Below are 20,940 nucleotides of genomic sequence, written 5' to 3'. Positions count from 1 at the left end.
CATTCAACCTCAATCAGATATCCAAGTCGTGTACATTTTATAGTGTTCTGGTGTTTTGTCGATTACTTGCTTCAATTTTTCATCAATCGTCTTAATTCTCTTAGCCGGAGTTCCTGCATAAAGCGAATTTTCTTCCAAAACAGTATTAGCTAAAACGACAGACCCAGCCGCAATCAAAGAACCGCTTTTAATCGTGACATTATCCAGAACAATCGCCCCCATTCCAATCAAAACGTTATCTTCCACTATAGCTCCATGAACAATGGCATTGTGCCCTATCGAGACATTATCGCCTAAAACAGTTTTCGACATATTTAAAGTACCATGAATTACAGCACCATCTTGTATGTTGCAATTATCCCCCATTTCTATGGAGCAAACATCACCTCGAACCACGGCGTTATACCAAACGCTACAGTCCTTCCCCATTTTCACATCGCCAATTACCGTAGCATTATCTGCCAACCAGCAAGTACTATCAATCTGAGGATCAACACCTTTTACCTTTTTTATAACTGCCATAATAAATTTATATGTACGTACATGAACTTTTTTACCGTTGATATAGTTTCTATGCTGCAATCCAAACAAAATGAAATTTCAAACGTTCTGAGATTGCGCAACTAAAGAAACGACAAAAAATCTAATAAACGATCAAAATGAAAAATTACAAACTTACACTCGGACTAGCTGTTTTATTGAGCACAGCATGGGCATGTGGACCAAAAGGTAGCACAGTCGAAACATCTGAAGCTCAAGCTGTTGCTTCATCAGAAAGTGCCGTATCATATGCGGTAAATACATCTAATTCTGAAGTAACTTGGATTGGTAGTAAAACTGGCGGCAAACACGACGGTACCATCGGTATTACTTCTGGTGAAATCAGTGTAAAAGGTGACGAATTAGTAGCTGGGTCAATCGTAATTGATATCAACTCTATCAAAAACCTAGACATGGCTGGAAAAGGTGGCGCAGCCAAACTAGAAGGCCACTTAAAATCTCCAGATTTCTTTGATGCTGAAAATTTCCCTGAAGCAAAATTTGAAGTAACTGCTGTTAGTGATTTTAACGCTTCTTCGTTAGAAGCCGACAAAGACGAATTTGAGTCTGACAATACGCCAGCTAAATTGAGTGAAATTCTCGTAGAGAACCCTACCCACTTCATTTCAGGTAACTTAACTATTAGAGGAACTACATTGAATATTACTATTCCTGCACACGTGGAAATGTCTAATAATACTGTAAAAGCTCAAGCAAAATTCAATATCGATAGAACTCAATGGGGTATTATGTACCAAGATGAGGCTTCTGTGGTAGACAAGGCGAAAGACAGATTTGTCTACAATACCGTAACTATCGGCTTTGACATCGAAGCTTCGCCTAATAGCAGCATGCAATAAAAGTTTTAAAATGCATTATTATTAAGGAACCCTAGGGTTCCTTTTTTTATGCCATATTGAATAAGATATATTTGCGTTTTCGATAAATAGAACTTTGACGACTAATACTTCATCGGTTACGCTAGAAAAAGCACTTCATTGGGCAAATCAGCATTCCTATTTCTGTTTACTCAATGGCAATGAAATTGATTACCCCTTCGGCGGTTTCCCGAAGGTTCTGGCTATTGGCGCCAAACGGCTATTCAACGCTGAGCGAGGAAACACTTTCCAAAGACTTTTTGAGTTTCACAAAGAAAAACCGTCATGGCTATTTGGCTATTTGGGTTATGACTTAAAAAATGAGCTAGAAGAGCTAACAAGTAGCCATCAAAACCACACCCAATTCAATAATGCTTGCTTCTTTGAACCAGAGCACATCCTAACGTTTAATAATGACCAAGTAGAAGTCGAATCAGAAAAATCAGATTGGGTAATCAAACAAATCTCAGAAGTAGCACTCAATAAGTCTATTGGTCAATATGGATTTCTAAATCAATCGGTGTCAAAAGAGCGGTACCTAGAAGTTGTCGAATCATTGCGGCAACATATTGAGGAAGGTGATATCTATGAAATCAACTATTGTCAGGAATTCTGGGGGGAAATTCTGCAGGCAGCTCCTGTAGAAACTTACCTAAGGCTAAATGACATTTCGCCCAAACCATTTTCTACATTTCAGAAATTCGCCGATCAGTACCTTTTATGTGCTTCGCCCGAACGTTTTTTAAAGAAGAATGGTGAAAAACTCATTTCACAACCTATAAAAGGCACCAAGCGAAGAGGAGATTCTATTCAGGCGGATGAGGCCCTTAAAGTAGCCTTAAGAAACGATGAAAAAGAGCTAGCCGAGAACATGATGATCGTTGATCTAGTTCGTAACGATTTGGCGCAAACTTCGAAAGTGGGAACCGTGGATGTAGAAGAGATTTTTGGCATTTATACTTTTGAACAAGTCCATCAAATGATCTCAACGGTCACCTCAGAAATACATCCCGATCGCTTATGGATAGACGCTATCAAAAAGGCTTTTCCCATGGGTAGTATGACGGGCGCGCCGAAAATCAAAGTGATGGAATTAATCGAGCAATATGAAAATACTAGAAGGGGTATTTTTTCGGGTGCAGCAGGTTACATTACCCCATCTGGAGATTTTGATTTAAACGTGATTATTAGAAGCCTTTTTCTCGATTTAGAAAACATGCACTATTCCTTCCAAGTAGGTGGTGCTATAACCTACGATTCTATACCGGCACAGGAATATGAAGAGTGCTTAATTAAAGCCTCTGCCATTCTTCAACTCATCGGGCAAAAGGTTAAACCCGAAAAAGAAATTTCGATTTAGTCCTTATACAAAACCTAGTGCCGTCAAACAAAAAACCCATGACCAAGGCCACGGGTTTTATTCAAGTCTTTAGAATATTTCCTATTTCAGGTTATTCAATTGTTCTAGATAAGATTTCACAAAGCCCATTCCAGTGGTATCATTCGCTACCTCAATGCCCGTTTCAAGACAACTGATGGCATCATCAATTTGATCAAGGTTTTGGTGGGCCTGTGCCATCAAATAATAGCCTCTCAAATCTTTCACTTCGTTTAGCACATAATCCCAAAGTACCACACCGTCTTTGAACTCCCCTGTTCTGTAAATCGTATTACTTACCTTATACCATTCTTCCATATCTAAATAGTAAGAAGCAGAATCTGCATCTAAGCCTTTGTAGTGCTCAATCATCCCCTCAACCCCATTTGCTTGATATACTGGAATCAGTACTTCCGATAAAAACTGTTTAGGATTTTCTACCTCCAGAAATGTAATATCAAAATGGAGGGTAGAATTTGCAGGAATTGGGCCATTCGGCTTATCCTTATAACCAAGTTCTGGCGGAACAATAATCGATAACCTATCCCCCTCCTTAGCATACATGACAGCTTCATCAAAACCGTCAATTAAAGAGGTCTTTTTTGCAAAAAACTTAAACACATCTTGGCCTGGCTCTCTTGTGGACCAAACGGTGTCATTACCCACCATCAAATTAATATGGGTGGTCACACGTTTTAGGGAATCTACTTTCGGTCCGTTACCCTTTTCCAAATAGGTGAATTTGACTCCACTTTCAAGAAAAGTAGTATCTGATGAAGATGTACTTGAACCACTGCCATCACAAGCACTGGTCAATGAAAAGCCTGCTAAGATTAAGCCTGCGAATAGTATATTAACTGTCTTTTTGAACATAGTCTGATAAATAAAATCTCGCGTAAAGATAGCCAAAGTATTAAACCTAGCTAATTAGCGTCTTGTCCTTCGGTAAGTGTATTTCAGCGCAAAATAAACGAAAGCAACGGCGAGCAAAAGCCAGAAAATACCGATTACTAAACTTGGTACTCCGACCATTTCCGCAATGGCATCAGCATCACTTCCTACCCCACTTCTATCGATCAAGTCGCTTTTAATGTCCACCAATACATAAAGGCAGCTCGTCAGGCCAATAAACTTTAGAAAGTAATCATGAAAATCGTTCGAGAAAAATCGGAATGCTGCAAACATGAAAAGGGCAAATCCCACCGTGGCAATTATCCCAAACGTCTCTCCGGTTTTAATCACAAACCAACTCAGTACCATCAGAACCAAACCAATGATTAAGGTTATGTATTTATCATTTTTGCTCAGAATAGCCGAAACCAGAATTAAAAGCCCCCAAAACAGGCTACCCAAATACCCAGCACTGGCGATCATAATTTTAGCCAAAAACGAATCTGGTATAGTATATCGACAATATCCCCCGACCCTGTAATCAATTTGAATATTGACAATATCGCCGCCAAAAAGCTCGGCCATTATCCCATGGCTCATCTCATGAAGCATCACAACAAAGAGTTTGACAGGGTAAACCAAGGGTGTATTCCAAAACACGATGGCCAGTACCATCATTATGCCAATTATGATTTGTTGTTTCTGGTTTTTATCAAGTCCCATATTACGATCACATGAACTTAGCTGTAAATCTAATTCAGTACAAACAGACTAGACGTATTAGCACTTAAATTCACATCTTTAACTAGAAATAGAAAAGAGAAATTATGATCACCTGCTACGTCAACTACAAAATAGACCCCTATAAACTCAAAGAATTCGAAGTATATGCTAAAAAGTGGATTCCTTTGGTCAATAAGTTTGGTGGACAGCATAATGGTTATTTTCTACCCTCCGAAGGCGCTAACAATATCGCTTTAGCCCTATTTACTTTTCCTTCCCTAGCAGATTATGAGCGGTATAGAATTGATAGCATGAATGATAAAGACTGCCAAGAGGCATATGCTTATGCTGAGAAAACAAAATGTATCATAAGCTATGAGCGCAACTTCATGCGACCAGTTTTTTCTTAATTAAACGCAAATATAGCCTACCGAAAGACTGCCAATCTGTCACATTTTAGGAGTAAAAGCATTATATTTGCCCCTCGAATTTTTGAGAAGGTAGATTCATGGAGAATATCATTCAGGATATAGACATTGTTGATAGAAACAGTCACGAGGCGTCGGAAACAGTACAAACTACTGTAGAGGAGAATACAGGTAAGACTAAGAAACTCTATATAGAAAGCTACGGCTGCCAGATGAATTTCGCTGATAGTGAAATCGTATCTTCTATTATGAAGGACAACGGCTATGATACTACATCAGATTTTGAAAGTGCCGATGTCGTTTTCTTAAACACTTGTTCCATCCGTGAAAAGGCAGAACAAACTGTGCGTAAGCGTTTAGGGCAATTCAACAAAGTAAAAGAAAACAAGCCCGAAATGACCATAGGCGTTCTAGGGTGCATGGCAGAACGCTTGAAAGAGAAACTGCTAGACGAAGAAAAAATAGTCGATGTAGTCGTTGGGCCTGATGCTTACAGAGATCTACCAAAACTTGTAGAGTCTGCTGAAGAAGGCTTAAAAGCCGTGAATACCTTCCTTTCTCGAGAAGAAACTTATGCCGATATAGCCCCTGTAAGGTTAAACTCTAATGGCGTTTCCGCCTTCATTTCCATTATGCGTGGCTGCGACAACATGTGCTCATTCTGCGTGGTACCTTTTACGCGAGGTCGCGAAAGAAGTAGAGACCCACACTCTATTGTGAGAGAAGCTCAAGACTTATTTGACAAAGGATATAGAGAAGTAACCCTTCTAGGGCAAAATGTAGACTCTTATAAATGGTCGGAAGACGAGAACAATAAGGCTTGGTTAGAAAAAAAGGAAAGAAAAGGTGAAACAGTTCAAGTAATCAACTTCGCCAATCTACTCGAAATGGTGGCAAAAGTATCTCCAGACCTACGTGTGCGGTTTTCTACTTCGCATCCAAAGGACATCACCGACGAGGTACTACACACCATGAAGAAGTACGAAAACATCTGTAAATACATTCACCTGCCTGCTCAAAGCGGAAACTCTAGGGTATTGGAAATGATGAACAGAACCTATAGTCGCGAATGGTACATTAATCGTGTGGATGCCATCAGAGCAATTCTTGGTCAAGAATGTGGTATTTCCTCAGACATGATTACCGGTTTCTGTACTGAAACTGAAGAAGAGCATCAGGATACGTTGTCATTAATGGACTACGTAAAGTATGACTTCTCCTACATGTTCTTCTATTCAGAAAGACCGGGGACATTGGCGGCTAAAAAGTATGAAGATGATATTCCACTTGAGGTAAAAAAGCGTCGTTTACAAGAGGTCATCGCTAAACAGCAAGAATCCTCGCTTGAGCGTAACAAACTGGATATTGGTCAAGTCCAGAAAGTATTGATCGAGGGTACATCTAAACGATCAGAAGAACAATTACAGGGAAGAAATTCAGCCAATAAGGTGGTGATTTTCGACAAAGGTGTACATCAGAAAGGTGAATACGTGAATGTAATGATTGAAGACTGCACGACAGCAACGCTATTCGGAAGCGTAATATCCTAAAAAACACAAAGGTTTGAATAACAACGAATTATTAAGCATAAAACAACGTTTCGGGATAATTGGCACCAGCCAAAAACTGAACCATGCCATACAGGTAGCCGCACAGGTGGCCCCTACTGACATGACAGTTTTAATCACGGGTGAAAGTGGAAGTGGAAAAGAGTCATTTTCTAAAATCATTCACCAACTGAGTCCAAGAAAGCACGGTAAATTTATTGCCATTAACTGTGGAGCTATTCCAGAGGGCACGATCGACTCAGAACTATTCGGCCACGAAAAAGGCTCATTTACAGGCGCTTACGAGGCTAGAAAAGGATATTTTGAAGACACGAATGGTGGAACCATTTTCTTGGATGAAATTGGTGAGATGCCAGTTCAGACACAAGCACGACTCTTAAGAGTGCTTGAAAATGGTGAATTCATCAAAGTTGGTTCTTCAAAAGTCTTAAAAACTGATGTTCGCGTAGTCGCCGCGACTAACGTGAATTTATCGGAGGCTGTAGAGCGAGGCAAATTCAGAGAAGACCTTTATTATCGCTTGAGTACTGTCCCGATTTTTGTGCCACCACTAAGGGAAAGAGGTCAGGATATTGATTTACTATTTAGAAAGTTTGCCTCGGATTTTGCGGAAAAATATCGGGTAGAAAGCGTGAAGTTGGACGATCAGGCAAAGGAAATCCTCATTCGATACCGTTTTCCTGGAAACATTAGACAATTAAAGAACCTCGTAGAGCAAATATCTGCCTTAGAATTAGACAGAATCATTAGTGCCGATACATTGACAAAGTATCTTCCGCAAAATAATTCTAGTCTACCAGCCCTCTACAAAGGTGGACAAGGTGAAAATTCTGAAAACTTAAACGAAAGAGACCTTCTTTACAAGGTGCTTTTCGATATGAAGAAAGATATGAACGACCTGAAGAAGTTAGTTCATGATATGCTTGAGACAGGGGCGATCGACAAAGACGCGATCAATGAAAACCCCAATCTTTTTAGAAATTTAGATGAGGAAAAGCTGATTCCAGAGGAAATCACAAAAAATGATTTTACGGAACCGATCTATATCCAACCCACCACTACCGACTCGGATGACTATAGCTATGATAATGTACACGATATAGTACATGAAGAAGACGAATCTTTATCGATAGAGGAAAAGGAAAAAGAACTGATTATCAAAGCGTTGCGAAAAAACAACAACAAAAGGAAATACGCGGCACAAGATTTGGGGATCTCTGAACGTACACTTTACAGAAAGATTAAGCAATATGAAATCGATTAAGCTTGCGATCCTTTTAATGCTCCTCACCTCATTGACAGCATGTGGTATTTACTCACTCGACGGAGCATCAATCGATTATACCCAAACGAAGACATTATCCATTTCCAACTTCATTAATGAATCTGGTGGTGGACCACCAAACCTCAGTAACACCTTTACGGAAGGTTTAAAGGAATATTTTCAGAGAAGAACCAAACTAGAATTGGTTCAGCGTCAAGGTGATTTACAATTTGATGGCCAAATAGCCAACTACACAGTAAGACCTCAGGCAATCAGCTCGTCAGGGAACAGCAACCAGGCCGACGGTACAGGCCTCATGCGTCTGACGATAAGTGTTCAATTGGTTTTCACCAATACAAAAGACGAAAAAGCCAACATCGAGCAGTCATTCGCATTTTTTGCTGATTATGACCCGTCATCTACCACATTAAATGCTGTAGAAGATGAATTGGTCGATGAAATTTTTGAGCAACTCTACTTCGATATTTTTCAAGCCTCGGTTGCCCAGTGGTAATTTAACTCATAATTTAGACGCACTTAATTTTTAAAAGTGGATCGCGAACGATTTAGCACCTTATTATTAGACCCTTCCCAAGTCACAGACGCTGACATTAGGGCGCTAAATGAATACCGTAAGAAATACCCCTATTTTCAAAGCTTGTACGTAGTGATCGCCAAGGCATTGAAAGATCGTGAGCATCCGAAAACAGAAGCTTTTATAAAAAAAGCAGCCATTTACTCCGCTAACCGTTCTCATTTAAAGTCTATTATTGAAGGTGACTATGTATTTCCCGAGAAAGAAGAAGCACCTCCAAAACCTGAGCCAGCTGAATCGGTAAAAGAAGAAAAAGCAAGCACACCAGAAGCAATACAGCAGGTAACGCAAGAGATTGTTGAGAAACAAGAGGATCAATCCAGCTTGAAAGCTGAAAATGATTCCGAAGGCGACAACAATTCAGAGGATACTTCAAAGGACTTAGAAGAAATTAGAGCTGCTAAAAGAAGAATTGAAGCGCTATTGGCAGGAACTGCTATTGAGGAAGAGGAAAAACCAAAAGCAAAAGCGCCAACCACCTCCCCGCCCAAAAATAAAACAAGCCAAGTCGAGATTATTGAGAAGTTCATCAAAAATGAACCACAATTAGAACGACAAAAGATGCATCACAACGAAGTTTATAAAAGTCAAGAAGATCTGGCTAGCAAAGTAATTAAAGGAGTAGATCACTTTGAAACGGAAACTTTGGCAAAATTGATGCTCAAGCAAGGGAAGCTAAAAAGAGCGATTAACATTTATGAAAACCTTCGTTTGAAGTTTCCTGAAAAAAGCGCTTACTTTGCAGCCCAAATTGAGGAGATAAAGACTAAATAGAATGTTTCAGTTATTCATAATACTCGCGATCATAGTAGCAGTTTTACTGGTATTGATCGTATTAATGCAAAATTCAAAAGGTGGAGGCCTATCTAGCCAGTTTGGCGGAGGCGGCGCTCAACAAATCATAGGTGTCAAGAAAACTGGCGACTTGTTGGAGAAAACCACATGGATTTTTGTGATCGTTCTAATTGTATTAAGCCTTGCTTCTAGTATGGCATTAAAAGATGGTTCTAGAGCTCAGTCTAATCCAAATATTGACGCAGCACAGCAGTCTTTGCCAACACCAGTTCCAACGATTGCTGACACAACACAAACAGGTTTAACACCTGTACCAGAAGACACCGCTAAGTAAGCAGTCAAAGAAAGCTTTTACAAAAGCCTCCTGACAAACCAGGAGGCTTTTTTTATGGTCTTCACCTGACAATTTGCTCAGTTTTAAACCAAGAAATCGAGAAAAACTGACAGAGAGACTGACATAACAAACGCAATGACTGACAAAAATTCCTGAAAACGATTTGGCACGTAAACTGTTAATGAGCCATCAGTATTTTGATTAATCAAAACCTTAAATCATAAGTAAAAATGTCACAAGTAAACATTACTCCACTAGCAGACAGAGTTCTTATCGAACCTGCCGCTGCTGAAGAAAAAACTGCTTCGGGGATCATCATTCCTGACACTGCTAAAGAAAAACCGCAAAGAGGAATCGTAGTAGCCGCAGGAAGTGGTAAAAAAGACGAACCAATGACTGTAAAAGTTGGTGACACTGTTTTATATGGAAAGTATGCTGGTACAGAACTTTCTGTTGAAGGAAACGACTACCTTATCATGAAGGAGTCTGACCTTTTTGCAATCATCAATTCTTAATTTTCAACTAAAAATCAAAACGATAAAGAAATGGCTAAAGAATTATTCTTTAACAATGACGCCAGAGATCAACTGAAAAAAGGCGTTGATACATTAGCTGATGCTGTAAAAGTAACCTTAGGCCCTAAGGGTAGAAATGTAATCATCGACAAAAAGTTCGGTGCTCCAACTGTGACTAAAGATGGTGTTTCTGTAGCAAAAGAAATTGAGCTTTCAGAGCCAATCGAAAATATGGGCGCTCAACTAGTGAAAGAAGTAGCTTCAAAAACTGCTGATGATGCTGGTGATGGTACTACTACTGCAACTGTATTAGCGCAAGCAATCTACGGTGCAGGTATTAAGAACGTAGCTGCAGGTGCTAACCCAATGGATCTTAAAAGAGGTATTGACAAAGCAGTTTCTGCAGTTGTTACCGACCTAAAAGGCCAATCAAAACCAATCAAAGACTCTAAAGAAATAGAGCAAGTAGGTACTATCTCTGCTAACAACGACGCTGAAATCGGTAAAATGATTTCTGATGCGATGGATAAAGTAGGAAAAGATGGTGTGATCACTGTAGAAGAAGCAAGAGGTACTGAAACAGAAGTAAAAACTGTGGAAGGTATGCAATTCGACAGAGGTTATCTTTCTCCTTACTTTGTGACTAACACAGAGAAAATGGAAGTAGAAATGGAGAATCCTTACATCCTGATCTACGACAAGAAAATCTCTTCAATGAAAGAATTACTTCCTGTTCTTGAGCCAGTTGCTCAAAGTGGAAAAGGATTAGTAATTATTGCTGAAGATGTTGATGGTGAAGCACTTGCTACACTTGTGGTTAACAAAATCAGAGGTTCTTTAAAAATTGCTGCTGTTAAAGCTCCAGGTTTTGGAGACAGAAGAAAAGCAATGCTTGAAGATATCGCTGTGCTAACTGGTGGAACAGTTATCTCTGAAGAGAGAGGTTACAAGCTAGAAAATGCTACTATCGAGTACCTTGGTACTGCTGACAAAGTAAATATCGACAAAGACAACACTACTGTTGTAAATGGTGCTGGCGATGCGGCAAACATCGAAGCAAGAGTGAAGGAAATCCAAACTCAGATCGAGAATACTACTTCTGACTACGACAAAGAGAAACTTCAAGAGCGTTTAGCTAAACTTTCTGGTGGTGTTGCTATCCTTTATATCGGTGCAGCTACAGAAGTTGAGATGAAAGAGAAGAAAGACAGAGTTGATGATGCATTGCACGCAACAAGAGCTGCCGTTCAAGAAGGTGTTGTTGCAGGTGGTGGTGTTGCCCTTATCAGAGCAAGTGCCGCTTTAGATAACCTTGAAACAGCTAACGAAGATGAGGCTACCGGTGTAAACATCATTAGAATCGCTGTTGAAGCTCCTCTAAGAACTATCGTTGCCAATGCTGGTGGTGAAGGATCTGTTGTGGTAAATGAAGTTAAAGGTGGAAAAGCCGATTACGGATACAATGCAAGAGAGGACAAATATGAGAACATGATCGCTGCTGGAGTCATTGACCCAACTAAAGTGACACGTTTAGCCCTTGAAAATGCTGCTTCAATTGCTTCTCTCCTATTAACTACCGAATGTGTAGTAGCTGAGGAAGTTGAAGAAGGTGGTGCTGGAATGCCAATGCCTCCAATGGGTGGCGGCGGAATGCCAGGTATGATGTAATAACATCACCCAACTATAAATAATTTAAAGCTCACCCCATTAAGGGTGGGCTTTTTTAATATGCTTTGCCAACAAATGAGCTCAAACAAAAGGTTTACTAGAAATAGATTGATCCGATCAACTTGGTCACTAAATTGTTGAGCAATACCCATTAAGGGCTCAAGATTAAGTTATTGTTAACTTCATACTAAAGTTTAGAAATTCATGTTTACACTAATAAATTGCAACGATGTTGCACAACCAAGTTAACATGAAATACAATAAGCTACTCCTTTTCGTTCTATTGGCAGTGATATGCTCCTCTTGTGCAACAATCATCAATAAGCCCAATCAAAACATTAAACTTAGGGCAAATCAAGAAACGAAATTGATCGTTCAGAATGACACGTTGAATGCACCAAAAGGTGAAACCATCAATTTTAGTGTACTCAGAAAACGACCATTCGATCTTGGCGTCCTAAAAAACGGAGAGATTCAAACCTTATCAATAGAAACTAAGACTCCAACCTATTATTGGGCCAATGCATGGACTTATGGAATCGGCTTTGTGGTAGATGAAATTTCTAAAGACAAACTCATTTATCCCAATAGAATTTATCTCGACTTATCTGAGAACCAGGTGAGCTATCTGCCCTATTTTCCTATGAGTGAGGAGCGCCTGAAACTTAAAAATCAGATTTCAATCACTCCGACGGCGTTAGTTGGCTTTTACCACCCTGGTATAGAAGTTGGTTATCAACGACTATTAGGGCAGAATTTTGCACTACAAGCAAACTACAGGCATATGCTGAGTGCTAATAATGAATTTGCTAGAAATGCATCTGGATTTCGAGTGGAGCTTAATCCTAAATTCTATTTCAGAAATGAAGAAAAATCTCGAATCTACTCCTCGCTCAGCTTAGAATTTCTTAGAAAAGACCACGATGCTGAGTTTAGTTTCTCAGTTCCTGAAAATTTCGATGACGATGATTTTTCGAATGATATAATTGATGAAATTTTACCCGTTGAAAAGAGATTCTTTTCCATCACACCTAGAATTGGGATAGAACACTACCTCTCGGACAGGCTAGTTCTCGATGCCTTTTTCGGTATTGGTTTGCGGTATAGAGAAACTAGGGTGCTTGGCGTAAATCCAAACTATGAGTTTTTCAGCGAAGATGACTGGTTCATGGTTCGATATGACTCTAACAGACCGAGCAATAGGTTAGGTGTCAACTTTGACATGAACTTTAGAATTAGCTGGGTTTTCTAAGCCCTTCGGCATTGCATCCGTAGTTTTTTGCTTATATTTCTACTAGCCAAATTCAATTCTTGTAATGCCGAAATTCAACACTCCACTGGAGGCGTTTGACTATTGGGTAAAAACAACCCCAGAGAAAACGTTCCTTAGACAGCCTATTAACAGAACCTTCAAAGAATACACTTTTCGACAAGCCGATCAGGAAATAAGAAAAGTTGTAAGTGCCCTAAAAGAAATGGGCTTCAAAAAAGGCGATCATATTGCCTTGCTATCAAAGAATTGCGCGCACTGGATCATGTCTGACTTGGCCATTATGATGGCGGAGTGCATCTCTATACCGATCTACCCATCCATCGGAGCCGAGTCGATCAATGAAATCTTAATCCATAGCGAATCCAAAGCGATCATAGTAGGTAAACTGGATGATTATGGTCAACAAAAATCAGGTATTCCGGATATACCGATCATTGGTGTTTCACTTTACGACATTAATGAACGATTCAGCTGGGAAGACTTAGTGAAAAGCAACGCCCCTTTCGAAGGAAACCCAACTCAAGTTCACGAAGAGTTGATGACCATTATGTACACCTCCGGAACTACTGGCAACCCTAAAGGTGTAATGCACACTGTAGGAGCGTTTAATCAGCTCATCAATACGGCAATTTCAACAATACTAATGCCAGAGCAGCCAAAGTACTTTTCTTATCTACCGATGACGCACATCGCAGAAAGGGCTGGTATCGAAATGTCGGCTATTTATAGAGGCGCCAATGTGAGTTTCCCCGAGTCACTCGATACTTTCGGTGAAGACCTAGCCTCTGTGCAGCCTGATACCTTCTTTGGCGTTCCTAGAATATGGCAAAAATTCCAAGAAAAGCTCTTGGAGAAAATGCCACAGAAAAAACTCGACCGCTTGATCGGCCTACCGATAATCGGGGGAATTATAAAAAAGAAAATCAGACAGAAATTAGGCTTATCCGCCTCTACCTCAAACTTTTCTGGTGCTGCGCCGATAGCCATCAGTTTACAAAAATGGTTTGCCAAACTTGATATAGAGATTTGCCAAGCTTATGGTATGACGGAGGATTGCATACTGTCTCATTTTAACTTACCAAACGCCAATAAATACGGCACAGTAGGTCGGCCACTGCCTGGGGTTACTTCCAAATTATCAGAAGAGGGAGAAATTTTAATCCAGAGCAACTGCCTCATGAAAGGCTACTACAAAGAGCCTGAGAAAACTGCCGAAATGTTTACCGAAGATGGTTTTCTAAAAACTGGTGATATCGGGGAGTTCGACCATGACGGATTCTTATCGATCACCGGCAGAATCAAGGACCAGTTCAAAACAGATAAAGGGAAATACATCAGCCCTGCACCAATTGAATTAGAACTCTTAAAAAACTTAAACATTGATCAAATTTGTGTCGTGGGTACGGGCATCCCTCAGCCGATAGCGCTTGTGGTACTCTCAGAATTAGGAAAGCAATTGTCTGAAGATGAGCTAAAGCAATCTATTTCTGAAACCGTGAAAAAGCTAAATCCTTCTTTAGAGAAATATGAGAGAATCGCCAAAAGCGTTATTATGAAAGAAGACTGGACGGTTGACAATGGCTTACTTACACCTACTTTGAAAGTAAAAAGAAATAGAGTAGAAGCCATTCATATGGGCATGTATGCTGAGTGGTTCGATGCGAAAGAAGACGTGTTTAGAGAATAGCCTCCTATTTAATTGAGGGTAAAGACAGGTTTTTAACGACCACAAAAATTCTGACGGCTATAATAAATACAATAGTAATAATCATTTGAAACGCAGGAGATAGGGTTGTTAGTCCTAATAAGAGATACAGACCACCTCCTACTAAACAGACTGTGGCGTAGATTTCTTTTCTAAAAACCAATGGTATTTCATTGACCAGCGTATCTCTCAATACGCCACCAAAAACTGCCGAAATTGTCCCCATAATCAACGCGATAATAGGTGATAACTCAAAGGCTAAGGCCTTTTGAATCCCTAAAATGGTAAAAAGGCCTATACCAATAGAATCAAAGAGAAACATGGTTTTCCGGAGGCGTTCAAAAACCTTCTTGAACAACATACCAGAAAAAATTCCTACTAGGATCGCGACCAGATAGTTTTCGTCTCTCATCCACCCCACAGGCTGACTTCCAATAAGCAAGTCCCTTAATGTTCCACCGCCCACAGCAGTAATAAATGCAATTACTGAAGCGCCGAAAAAATCGAGCTTCTTTTTAGAGGCCAATAGCCAACCACTTACCGAAAACACGAATGTTCCGATTAGATCGACTCCATAAATCAGGTTTAGTTCATGCATGGAATCGCGAAGTTAGCCTTTTGTCTTGAATCGAATAAGACTCTTTCATTAATCGACATTTTGAGACAGATAAAAAAAATCAACAAAAGGTGACTGAAAAAACATCAATTATCGGCTGTTTTAGGCCATTGACAAGAATGCCGTAACAAAGTCGTGCTAGTGCCGCAACCATTCGACCCGGTCTTACTGAACTTTATTTCAATAATTAGATTAAACTATTAAGACATGAGCAACGAAGTATTAATGCACAAGATCATTGAGCTAAGAAAACGTAAAGGTTTTTCACAAGAACTACTAGCCGAAAATTCTGGGCTAAACTTAAGAACAATTCAACGTATTGAGAAGGGAGAAACTATCCCCCGAGGCGATACCCTCAGGAAATTGGCTAGTGCTTTTGATGTATCGCCTGAAGAGTTTTCTGACTGGACCTATGAAGAAAACAATGGCTATTTAGCCAGTCTAAATATATCTGCTCTTGCAGGCCTATTTTTTCCCGTTTTAGGCATTCTGTTGCCACTAATATTTTGGCTACAGAAAAAGGATAAAGTACAAGGGGTAAGAGAACTTGGCAGGCGCGTACTCAACTTCCAATTTACCTTAACCCTCCTACTCTTTCTTTGCTTTATCGCCCAAGTGATCATCATGACATATGCCTTTGACAGTATTCAGGAGAGCGATACAGTTAGCCCAAACTTAGTATCAGGCAGCATAAAGAATGGCCTTAGGTTTTTTCTTATGGCGCTGTTATCACTCAATGTCATCAACATTATTATGATTCTGTTCAATTCAATCAGAATCAACAAAAGGAAAAGGGTGTTTTACCCATCCATACCATTTATAAAGTCTTAACTTGATAGGGCATACACTTATCGAGTCGGCTTATTAAACCATATGAATTCAACGAAACAGGCTCCACTAACCCCAGTCCTGATGGTCAATTTCATCGGGACATTGGGTTATAGCATTATTCTACCTTTTTTAGTATTCTTGGTGACTGACTTCGGAGGAAATGAGTTCATCTATGGCCTAGTTGGTGCCGTCTACCCAGCATTTCAATTCTTTGGCGCCCCTTTAATGGGGAGATGGTCTGACACTTATGGTAGAAGGAAAATCCTCTTTTTAAGTCAACTAGGCACCTTGATCGCATGGTTCATCTTTATGGTTGCCCTATTTGCGCCGAAGACTGTCCTTATAAATTTTGACGCCTCCGCGATCGGTAGTTTTTCTTTGACGATCCCCCTCCTGATTCTTGTTTTTGCCCGAGCTATGGACGGAATTACTGGCGGGAATGTGTCAGTTGCTAATGCCTACTTATCGGATGTTTCTACTGAAGAGAATCGTAAAACTAATTTTGGTAAAATGGCCATGTCGTCCAGTTTAGGCTTCATCTTAGGGCCATCAATAGCTGGTGTATTAGGCGCCACCAAATACGAAGAGGTTTTGCCTGTAGGTGCCGCCATTCTCATTTCAATGGTCGCACTATATGTGATATGGTTTAAGCTTCCGGAAACAAAGGCGAACCTTGTAAAACCCACGCTCAAACAATTCAAAATCAGAAAACTTTTTGCGTCAGAACAAAAAGACTGTTACGAAGTAGAAGACTGCCCAGATAAGGGGTTAAAGTCTGTTTTGAAGGTTAAAAACATCCCCTTCATGCTCGTAATCTATTTCCTTACATTCTTAGGTTTTAGCTTTTTCTACGTCTCATTCCCTATGCATGCCCTGGGCACCTTAGAATGGACTGCATTTGAATTAGGGATATTTTTCTCCATTATGAGTGGCCTGATGATTTTAGTGCAAGGACCAATTCTCAGTGCAGTATCTAAAAAAACCTCCGAAGAAACCCTAATCACAATTGGTAGTTTCTTACTCGTGATCAATTTTTTACTCATCGGATCAACCAATATTCTTATCACTTACACCTCTCTTGTATTTTTTGCTTTGGGCAACGGCCTTATGTGGCCATCCTTCCTGTCATTGGTGGCTAAATATGCTGGGAAAGAGCAGCAAGGAGCAGTACAAGGTGTTGCAAACAGTGCCGGTAGCCTGGCAAGTATAGTGGGGCTTGTTCTTGGCGGATGGTTGTTTGGTGCGGTCGGGAATGTCACCTTTTATATAGCAGCCATCTTGTTGTTGGTCATTTTCGTCCTGTCGTTTCGGTTGTTCAAGCTAAAAAAAGCAGTGGTAAAGACATGATGAACGAACTATTTAAGGAAAAAGCCCCTTTAATAGACACCTATGACTAAATCATTCGAGACTATACTAAGTGATATCAAATCGTGTCAGGTATGTGCTGATCAACTATCGCATGGCCCTAATCCAGTTGTATCGGTTAGCGAACAATCTCAAATCCTGATCATAGGCCAAGCTCCCGGTACCAAAGTGCATCATAGTGGTATTCCATGGGATGACGCGTCTGGAAAAAATCTAAGAAAGTGGCTTGGCGTTACAGATGAACAATTCTACGACCCGCAAATTTTTGGTATAGTACCAATGGGCTTCTGTTATCCCGGAAAAGGCAAATCCGGTGATCTTCCACCTAGACCAGAGTGTGCCCCTTTATGGCATCATCAGCTTTTTGATCATTTGAAAAGTGTCAAGCTTATCTTGCTCATTGGTCTGTATGCACAACAGTATTATTTAGGAGATAAGAGGAAGAAAACTTTAACAGAAACCGTAGAGAACTACAAGGCATACCTACCCAAGTATATGCCATTGGTTCATCCATCACCAAGAAATGGTATTTGGATGAGAAAAAACCCATGGTTTACGGCTGAGATCGTACCTGCACTGCAAAATATTGTGCACCAAACCATAGCTTCTAAATAAATAGAATTGCGCTCTAGAAAAGAAAAAAGCCTCCACTATCAATAGTGAAGGTCTTTTTACGGATCCTTTATTTGCCAATTGACTATTTATCAATTGTCAGTTTATCCTTGTCTTTATTCACAACGATCGGCTTACCTAAACCTAAATTATTTAATCGATTCAGTTGTGTCTTACCATCGCCAACCACCACATAAATTAAGTCATCAGGGTTCATATACTCAGAAATTAATCGCTTGGCTTCGTTAACGTCCATTGATTTGAGCGTCGTTTCATCCTTCTGCACATAATCCAAAGGCAAGTCATATGTAGAGATATTCTGAAGGATACCTACCAAGCTGCCGAGCGTTTCATAAGATTGAGTATTGCTTCTCAGGATAGAAGTTTTAGTCGCTTCCATATCTTCTTCAGAAAACTCATCTCCGTAGTTATCCAGAATCTCTTTAAAAAGTTGAACAGACTCTTTAGTCACATTACTTCTCACACTAGATGCCGCGGTAAATGTAGTTCCATTCAATTGTCTACCGTAGTTAGAGTAAGCGCCATATGTATAGCCTTTTTCCAATCTTAGTTTTCTAAACAGAATAGAACCAGAGCCTGCGCCTAAGCGATAATTAGCCATAGTAGCCGCTGCATAATCTTTATTATCACCAGCCATACTCACTCTACCAATATTCAAAACAGACTGTTTTGCGTCTGGATAATCAACAAAATAGATTCTAGAGCCATCATCTTTTGTCTTTATTTCATAAGAAGGGAAATCTACATCTTTAGCCTCCCAATCAGAGAAAATGGACAATGAGTTTACCACATCCTCTTTATTCAAAGCACCTACAAAGTGAAAGGAAGCCAAAGAAGGAGAGAAATTCTTCTCGTAATACGCTTTTAGATCATCTAGTGTAATCCCTGACACGGAGTTCATTGTACCTGACACCGGATTAGCAAAAATATGATCTTCACCATAAAGCACTTCATTGAAAATTCTGGAAGCGATAGCGTTCGGGTTAGCACCGCTTTGTTGAATTGAGTTCAGCGCAGAACTTTTGATTCTTTCAAATTCAGCTTCATCCCATCGAGGTTCGGTCACAATCTCTTCTACCAAAGCCAGCACCTTTTCGTAATTCTTGGCCAAGCAATTTCCAGAAATGGTAATATACTCTCTGGAAGTAGAAACAAACACATTGGCTCCTAATTGACCGATCGCTTCTTCTAACTCGCTAGGCGTCTTATTGGCTGTGCCTTCCATGAGCATATTGTCTAAAAGAGCAGCTGTGCCGATTTTATTTGGATCGTCTAAGAACATCCCACCCTTAATACGAATGCTGAACTGGGCCATAGGAAGTTCATCTTGGTAAATATGATATACCTGCATGCCGTTACTCAAGGATTCTTTGGCAATAGATGGAGGCGTAAAGCTCAACTCACCATTTAAAGGTGGCGCCTGGCTGCGATCAATTTTTGAAGCCGTCTTTTCAAACTTTACATCTTTATCGTACTGATCTAAGTTTCCTTCTGCTCCTTGGACAATAGCTTCTTCCACCACTGAAGCTTTCTCTGAACCTTCAAGCACCAACTCTTTTTGACCCGCCGGCACAAAACTCGTGGCTAAGAAGTTCTTACCCTTAATGTATTTGTTATAAACACGCATGATATCTTCGCTAGTCAACTTCATAGAGTTCTCTAAATCCTTTTTGAAGTAGCCAGGGTCGCCAGTAAAAGTGTTATAATCAGCCATTTGGTAGGCTTTATTGAATACACTTGAGGCAGCATTGTAAAGACTTGTTTCCAAACCGATCTTAATCCTGTCTAAATCAGATTCAGAAACACCATCTGCCTCAAACTTGGCGAAGCCTTCCATAAATGCGGCTTTCAAGTCATTTAAATTGACCCCATCAAAAGCACGGGCAGTGATATTAAAAGTACCAGCAATTTCATTTGAGCTGTTATAAGTAGAAACTCTTGGGGCCAATTTCTTTTCTTCTACTACCACTTTATAAAGTGGTGAATTTTTACCATCTGTAAGCACCTGCCCTAGTAAATCTAATGCCCACATATCAGGGTGATACTTTTCAACAGTTGGCCAGAGCATATGTAAATCAGGTACGTTGGCGAACTTATCTTCATGGTAAAGTAGTTTGCTAGTCTCCAAAGTCGCTGGCCATGGTTTGATCGCTTCTACTTCAGCACGCGGCTCTAACTCGCCAAAATACTTTTCGACGTAGGCTTTAGCTTCTTCTTCATCAATATCACCAGCTATTACTAGCGTGGCATTGTTTACGCCATACCATTTCTCATAGAACTCCTTAACATCTTCGATGGTAGCATTTTGTAAATCTTCCAAACTACCAATAACGTCCCAGCTGTAAGGGTGCCCTTCTGGATATAGGTTTACAAGCTGAACGTATTGCTTATGACCGTAAGGTCTATTATCAACACCTTGTCTTTTCTCGTTCTTTACTACCTGTTTTTCATTTTCAAGTCCCCATTCGGAAACTGTATTGATGAAAAAGCCCATCCTATCAGACTCCATCCAAAGCACTTTCTCTAAGGCATCGCTTGGTACAGTTTCGAAATAAACTGTACCATCCGTCCAGGTACCACCATTGAAGCTTCCACCAAGATCGTTCATCGTCTTAATAAAATTCCCAGCACCAACGTTCTCTGAATTCTGGAAAAGCATATGCTCAAAGAAATGCGCAAAGCCAGTTTTACCTGGTTTCTCTCTGTTCGAGCCTACATGATAAAGGACACTAACCGCCACCATGGGGTCGGAATTATCTTTATGCAAAACAACTTCTAGACCGTTGTCAAGAGTATACTTCTCAAAGTCGATCGAAAACTCACTACCAGCATCCTCTGACTTTTGCTCGCATGCCGATAGCACAAAAAATAGTGCGGCAATCAGCAGAACACCTCGTTTAAATGTATAATTCATGTTCAATATTTTGGGTTAATCGCGTC

At 40.1% G+C, this 20,940-nt stretch carries 20 protein-coding genes; 15 read left to right on the top strand and 5 right to left on the bottom strand.

Annotated elements, in window-relative coordinates; translation table 11 throughout:
- Nucleotides 1-9 precede the first annotated feature (9 nt).
- The gene (locus tag BFP71_RS12630) at nt 10-522 is read right to left on the bottom strand and encodes a gamma carbonic anhydrase family protein (RefSeq protein WP_069835826.1); all 513 of its coding nucleotides are present in this window, start codon (nt 520-522) and stop codon (nt 10-12) included.
- A gap of 137 nt (nt 523-659) precedes the next feature.
- On the opposite strand from BFP71_RS12630, the gene BFP71_RS12625 reads away from it, so the two are divergent.
- On the top strand, nt 660-1,400 hold the full coding sequence (locus BFP71_RS12625; RefSeq protein ID WP_069835825.1) for a YceI family protein: 741 nt from the start codon (nt 660-662) through the stop codon (nt 1,398-1,400).
- A gap of 94 nt (nt 1,401-1,494) precedes the next feature.
- A complete protein-coding gene (locus tag BFP71_RS12620; protein WP_245701844.1) occupies nt 1,495-2,778 on the top strand; it encodes an anthranilate synthase component I family protein in 1,284 nt (427 codons plus the stop codon).
- A gap of 81 nt (nt 2,779-2,859) precedes the next feature.
- On the opposite strand, the gene BFP71_RS12615 is transcribed toward BFP71_RS12620, so the two are convergent.
- Complete coding sequence (locus BFP71_RS12615) at nt 2,860-3,669, bottom strand: FKBP-type peptidyl-prolyl cis-trans isomerase (protein WP_069835823.1); 810 nt, start codon at nt 3,667-3,669, stop codon at nt 2,860-2,862.
- 54 nt (nt 3,670-3,723) lie between these two features.
- Nucleotides 3,724-4,410: a M50 family metallopeptidase gene (locus BFP71_RS12610; protein ID WP_069835822.1), complete on the bottom strand. Its 687-nt coding sequence runs from the start codon at nt 4,408-4,410 to the stop codon at nt 3,724-3,726.
- A gap of 104 nt (nt 4,411-4,514) precedes the next feature.
- On the opposite strand from BFP71_RS12610, the gene BFP71_RS12605 reads away from it, so the two are divergent.
- The 10 genes from BFP71_RS12605 to BFP71_RS12560 all read left to right on the top strand — a co-directional run bounded on the left by BFP71_RS12605 (nt 4,515) and on the right by BFP71_RS12560 (nt 14,537).
- Nucleotides 4,515-4,820, top strand: a complete 306-nt coding sequence (locus BFP71_RS12605; RefSeq protein WP_069835821.1) for an NIPSNAP family protein — start codon at nt 4,515-4,517, stop codon at nt 4,818-4,820.
- Between the two features lie 98 nt (nt 4,821-4,918).
- The gene (miaB, locus tag BFP71_RS12600) at nt 4,919-6,388 is read left to right on the top strand and encodes a tRNA (N6-isopentenyl adenosine(37)-C2)-methylthiotransferase MiaB (protein ID WP_069835820.1); all 1,470 of its coding nucleotides are present in this window, start codon (nt 4,919-4,921) and stop codon (nt 6,386-6,388) included.
- 13 nt (nt 6,389-6,401) lie between these two features.
- Nucleotides 6,402-7,670 (top strand): sigma-54 interaction domain-containing protein, encoded by a 1,269-nt coding sequence (locus BFP71_RS12595; RefSeq protein ID WP_069835819.1) that lies wholly within the window; start codon nt 6,402-6,404, stop codon nt 7,668-7,670.
- Nucleotides 7,657-8,184 (top strand): LPS assembly lipoprotein LptE, encoded by a 528-nt coding sequence (gene lptE / locus BFP71_RS12590; RefSeq protein WP_069835818.1) that lies wholly within the window; start codon nt 7,657-7,659, stop codon nt 8,182-8,184. The genes BFP71_RS12595 and lptE overlap by 14 nt, the downstream gene beginning before the upstream one ends.
- Nucleotides 8,185-8,220: 36 nt before the next feature.
- Nucleotides 8,221-9,039 carry a hypothetical protein gene (locus BFP71_RS12585; protein WP_069835817.1) on the top strand — a complete coding sequence of 273 codons (819 nt, stop codon included), beginning with the start codon at nt 8,221-8,223 and terminating at the stop codon, nt 9,037-9,039.
- Nucleotide 9,040: 1 nt separating this feature from the next.
- Nucleotides 9,041-9,394, top strand: coding sequence for a preprotein translocase subunit SecG (secG, locus tag BFP71_RS12580; protein WP_069835816.1), 354 nt, complete (start codon nt 9,041-9,043; stop codon nt 9,392-9,394).
- 230 nt (nt 9,395-9,624) lie between these two features.
- Complete coding sequence (locus BFP71_RS12575) at nt 9,625-9,909, top strand: co-chaperone GroES (protein WP_069835815.1); 285 nt, start codon at nt 9,625-9,627, stop codon at nt 9,907-9,909.
- 30 nt (nt 9,910-9,939) lie between these two features.
- Nucleotides 9,940-11,577 (top strand): chaperonin GroEL, encoded by a 1,638-nt coding sequence (gene groL, locus BFP71_RS12570; RefSeq protein ID WP_069835814.1) that lies wholly within the window; start codon nt 9,940-9,942, stop codon nt 11,575-11,577.
- Nucleotides 11,578-11,827: 250 nt separating this feature from the next.
- The gene (locus BFP71_RS12565) at nt 11,828-12,829 is read left to right on the top strand and encodes a hypothetical protein (protein ID WP_141719753.1); all 1,002 of its coding nucleotides are present in this window, start codon (nt 11,828-11,830) and stop codon (nt 12,827-12,829) included.
- Between the two features lie 64 nt (nt 12,830-12,893).
- Nucleotides 12,894-14,537 carry an AMP-binding protein gene (locus BFP71_RS12560; RefSeq protein WP_069835812.1) on the top strand — a complete coding sequence of 548 codons (1,644 nt, stop codon included), beginning with the start codon at nt 12,894-12,896 and terminating at the stop codon, nt 14,535-14,537.
- Nucleotides 14,538-14,541: 4 nt separating this feature from the next.
- Here BFP71_RS12560 and BFP71_RS12555 read toward each other — a convergent pair whose 3' ends face one another.
- Entirely contained in the window at nt 14,542-15,153 is a 612-nt protein-coding gene (locus BFP71_RS12555) for a trimeric intracellular cation channel family protein (protein WP_069835811.1), read from the bottom strand.
- 225 nt (nt 15,154-15,378) lie between these two features.
- On the opposite strand from BFP71_RS12555, the gene BFP71_RS12550 reads away from it, so the two are divergent.
- The 3 genes from BFP71_RS12550 to BFP71_RS12540 are packed head-to-tail and all read left to right on the top strand — an operon-like array spanning nt 15,379 to nt 17,982.
- Nucleotides 15,379-16,002, top strand: a complete 624-nt coding sequence (locus BFP71_RS12550; RefSeq protein ID WP_069835810.1) for a DUF4870 domain-containing protein — start codon at nt 15,379-15,381, stop codon at nt 16,000-16,002.
- Nucleotides 16,003-16,044: 42 nt separating this feature from the next.
- On the top strand, nt 16,045-17,349 hold the full coding sequence (locus tag BFP71_RS12545) for an MFS transporter (protein WP_069835809.1): 1,305 nt from the start codon (nt 16,045-16,047) through the stop codon (nt 17,347-17,349).
- A gap of 42 nt (nt 17,350-17,391) precedes the next feature.
- Nucleotides 17,392-17,982, top strand: a complete 591-nt coding sequence (locus BFP71_RS12540; RefSeq protein ID WP_069835808.1) for a uracil-DNA glycosylase family protein — start codon at nt 17,392-17,394, stop codon at nt 17,980-17,982.
- Between the two features lie 82 nt (nt 17,983-18,064).
- Here BFP71_RS12540 and BFP71_RS12535 read toward each other — a convergent pair whose 3' ends face one another.
- Nucleotides 18,065-20,914 (bottom strand): M16 family metallopeptidase, encoded by a 2,850-nt coding sequence (locus tag BFP71_RS12535; protein ID WP_069835807.1) that lies wholly within the window; start codon nt 20,912-20,914, stop codon nt 18,065-18,067.
- Nucleotides 20,915-20,940: the final 26 nt, after the last annotated feature.

Source organism: Roseivirga misakiensis (assembly GCF_001747105.1).
GTDB lineage: Bacteria > Bacteroidota > Bacteroidia > Cytophagales > Cyclobacteriaceae > Roseivirga > Roseivirga misakiensis.
Note: the sequence above shows the minus strand (reverse complement) of the source record. Positions and strands in the feature narration are given on the sequence as shown.